Annotated in this window: 2 protein-coding genes and 1 pseudogene; all 3 read left to right on the top strand. The window is 38.2% G+C overall.

Annotation, left to right across the window (positions count from 1 at the left end; translation table 11 throughout):
* Positions 1–356 (top strand): annotated as a pseudogene (locus G4407_RS15795) (hypothetical protein); the annotation flags it as partial.
* 614 nt (positions 357–970) lie between these two features.
* Entirely contained in the window at positions 971–1171 is a 201-nt protein-coding gene (locus G4407_RS15790; protein WP_008371181.1) for a hypothetical protein, read from the top strand.
* 12 nt (positions 1172–1183) lie between these two features.
* Positions 1184–4072, top strand: a complete 2889-nt coding sequence (locus G4407_RS15785) for a vWA domain-containing protein (RefSeq protein ID WP_173689638.1) — start codon at positions 1184–1186, stop codon at positions 4070–4072.
* Positions 4073–4123 lie beyond the last annotated feature (51 nt).

The following is a 4123-nucleotide window of genomic DNA, read 5'->3' as shown; positions in this document are numbered from 1 at the left end:
AATGTGTCAGGGAATATATACAGTCGGAACCTTCTGTGGAAGATGCATTAGAAAAAGCAATTGATACCTGTATTAACCAGGACGTGTTGGCAGATTTTCTGAAAAAACATCGAGCGGAGGTGACGAATATGATTCTGACGACATATGATAAAGACTTATATGAGAAAACCTTGAAGGAAGATGCAAGAGAAGAAGGCAGAGCGGAAGGGCTTATGGAAGGACGCGCTGAAACCAGAGCAGAATTAAACCAGTTAACCATATGTCTTCTAAATGCCAAACGCTACAACGATCTGGAACATGCCGCAAAAGACATTGAATACCAAAAGAAACTATTAAAAGAATTAGGCATTGAATAAAAACTAAATAACCCTTACCCCCATCCCGTGACTGATCACCGTCTAAGATGCAGTGCATCTCCCCAATATCAGTCACGGGATCTTTTTGTCCGGAAAATCCCTCTCCCTCACCGCTATAACCAGATCACTCCTTTTCTATGCGCTCCCCACAATCTATACTTTTTGCACTTCCATCACATTATTCCCCACTTTTACTTCTATTCTAATATCCCAATACATATAGTAGAGTCAGACACAAATATTACGCACACCTACAAATCATGATGTTGTGGTAAAAGGTATTTTGACCCCTTTGATACCAGATTGCTACGTGCTTTGCACTCTCGCAATCCTCAAAAGCATTCGTAATCCGTTCATTTTTCTTTGAAAAATGGCTACTTACTCATGTTTTTGGTGGATCAAGAGGTCAAAAATCCTCTTGCAAGCAAGCTTGCATCGGTTTTCTGACCTTTTGACCCTGGTATCAAATCATTATATTATTACAAAAACATTACTATTTCTTGTTATAGCTTAAAAAAGTTAATATTTTTCGTTATTGGTAATGATTCACGTAATGCTTTGTCAGATACAATACCTATATAAGATAAAAAAGTCTAAATAATTAGGAAGGGCAGATGAAAACTGACATGAATAAAAAGCAAAAAAATACAAGAACTTTTTTAATAAAAATCATGGATCAGCAGAACGGTACCTGGCAGGGCAGCGTTACCTGGGTGGAAGAGCAGCGAGAGCAGCATTTCCGCAGTGCCCTTGAATTATTGAAGCTGATAGACGGAGCACTTGATAACAATTATGAAGTCAGAATTGAGGAATAGAAGGAGGACGCCATGAAAAGTAAAACAAAGAAACGTTTAATAGCATTCATGCTTTGCATGGTATTAGTGCTTAGCAGTGCGATATCAGCATTCGCTGATGAAGGAACCGTTCATCGTGTTCCAACAGATACAGTGGAGTTATCCAGTGAAATCATGAAAGATGGTGTCTCACAGGGTACTTTATTTGCTACCATACCAGGAGAAGCATTCCAGTCAACGGAAGAAAATGCAACTCTTCAAATGAATCTACAATCGGAAACAGAAGAGTCGACCGTAATCGAAAATATTCAGAATGAACTGGAAGCTCGTGGAATCACTGAATATACGATTCAGCAGACGATCATGGGAAATGTATCATTTTCTGTCAGTCCTGAAGCAAATGCACAGATCCCTGAAAAACCGATTCATTTCCGTTTTGAAAATACATCTTTAGATACAACCCATGCAATGGGATTTGTATATGATTCTTCTGATCATACAACTACATTATATGAACTGAATGAAAATACACTTCAGTTTGAAGAAGATGTAGAGATGAAAACAGAGTCAATCGTAGTTGGATGTTTTGATGTAATTGAAAAGGCAACTAACAAAACTACAGAAGATGTTACTGAACCAGAAAATCCAAAAGCAGAAAAAAATGAATCTACCCCACAGGAAAACAATAATGTTCAGGTTGCTGATACACAAGGAACAGTAAGTATTACAGAAAACTATGGAAAGCTGATAGCTAATTACAGTGATACAACTACAGATGTTGGATATGTCTGGTATCGAAGCATAAATGGTGCAGCTGAGGAACAGCAGATTCCAACACAGTATTCCAGTACGACAGGTACAAACCTCGGAAAAGATATTAGCACTGATGGAAAAGATCTCTACATTGCATTGAATGGTGGAGCGCTCAAATATAATGGGAATAGCTCAGTAACCTATAAAGTAAAAGCGTATGCTAAAAATGATTTAAATGAGTACGGCTTGCCAAAGGACGGAGTAACGGCGCTTGCAACAAGTTCAGTATATAATGTGACCGGATACTATGAAGTACAGAATGGAAGTTTTGAAACACCAAGTGTTACGGATCATCATTTGAATACAAATAACTGGCAGTTTTCAAATGAAAATTATAAAAAATTAGGAGGTGTTTGGCAGACAACTGGTACACATGATGCAAATATTACATGGTCTGATTCGGAAGGCGCGGATATCGAAATTGTTACAACAGCATCCGGCAACACATTAGGTGGATATAGTTGGCATGGAGAGGAGATAGCAGCAGATGGAAATCAGTTTGCAGAACTTAACTGTGCAGCCGCCGGAGCATTATATCAGGATGTCCTTACGACACCTGGAGAAGTTTTAAATTATCAGGTGGCACATAGAGCACGAGGATCGAACGGAAATGATAGCTCTGCGGTAGAAAATGATACAATGTATGTTGTTGCAATGTCCAGTGACCTGGCTAAAAATATTACAACCCAGGTTCAGGTGTTAGATGTTGTTAATCATAAGGAAAACTATCCGGGAGCAATGGTTGCTACATATACAGACGGAGATCGTTCTTGGACAACTCATCAGGGAACTTATACTGTAGCAAGTAATCAGTATTCTACACGTTTCTTCTTCGTCGCAGGCAGCACAGCATCCAATGATCCTACAGTCGGAAACTTTATTGATAATGTAAGATTTACACGAGACAGATTGACACCAGTAGCAGGTACAGCAAATGTTACTGTAACAAAAACCATTACTGGTTTGAGTGCTGCAGATGCAGAGGCATTAGCTAACAAACTTTCATTTAAAGTAGGTAATGTAAGTACCTTATCATATAATGATATGACCTGGACATATGAAAATGGCGTTTACAGAGGAAGTACGATTGTAAATATTCCACAGGATAAATGTGGTGACATCAATATCGAAGAAACAGGTACATTAGATGTATCAGGATATACTAGAAATACATCTATATTCGTAGACAGTACGGTAGCCGGAAGCGGAATTACTTCTACAAATATGAACATTGCAGTTGGAAATTCCAGGAGCGTAGAATTTAAAAATAACTATTCTCAGAATGGCGGTTCCGGTGAAACTGTTGAAAGCAAGATGTTTCATGAAAAGTACATCAAACGTAATGACAATGGTACATATGATATTACACTGAATGCTTCCGGAACAATTGGCTCCGATGTAAAGAAAGCTTTTGTTGATATTGTGTTGGTGGTTGATACTTCAGGTAGTATGGAAGGAAGTAATTTAACAAGTACAAAAAATGCAATTAACGCCTTAGTAGATGCCTTCGATGCAAAAAAGGAAACAGTAGATACAAAATACAAATTAGTCACCTTTAGTTCATCAGCTAAAACAAAAACAGATGATTGGGTTAATGGAACAAACCTGAAGAAAGAAGCAGGAAAATTGTCCGCAGATGGCGGAACCAATTACGACCAGGGATTAACAAAAGCTGCCACCGCAATAAATAGCAGTAGTAGAGAAAATGCAAAGAAAATTGTCATTTTCCTGACAGATGGAAAACCGACTTACTATGGAACGAAACCATATGGATATGGAAATGAGACAAGCAAAAAAACGCTTGAGGCAGCAGTAACATCTGCTGGTAAGATTAGCTGCGAGAGGTTTTATGCAGTTGGAATTGGACTTCCAAACTCTATTAATATTTATACACATGATGACGAAGAAAAATGGAAACATGATTATTATACATGGGGTGGATGGAATCAAGGAACTTGTCCAGATGGTGGAACTTATTCTAATGGATACGATATTTCTGAACAAATCAGTGGATTAAGTATTTTAGAGAGACTATCTGGAGCAGTTACAGCAAGTACCAAAAGAGCTATTAATTATTCAGATCCCTCCGATCTTACAGGAGAATTGTAAGTAGGTAATCATCCGTATCTGTTATTCCCCGATTCCCTTTGGTACAATACC

Source organism: Allocoprococcus comes (assembly GCF_013300725.1).
GTDB lineage: Bacteria > Bacillota > Clostridia > Lachnospirales > Lachnospiraceae > Allocoprococcus > Allocoprococcus comes_A.
The sequence above is the reverse complement of the archived record's forward strand: the minus strand, read 5'-3'. Positions and strand labels throughout refer to the sequence as shown.

Excerpts from the sequence above, each read along its gene's own strand:
- G4407_RS15790 (WP_008371181.1), top strand. The coding sequence starts at position 971 with ATGAAAACTGACATGAATAAAAAGCAAAAAAATACAAGAACTTTTTTA.
- G4407_RS15785 (WP_173689638.1), top strand. The coding sequence starts at position 1,184 with ATGAAAAGTAAAACAAAGAAACGTTTAATAGCATTCATGCTTTGCATG.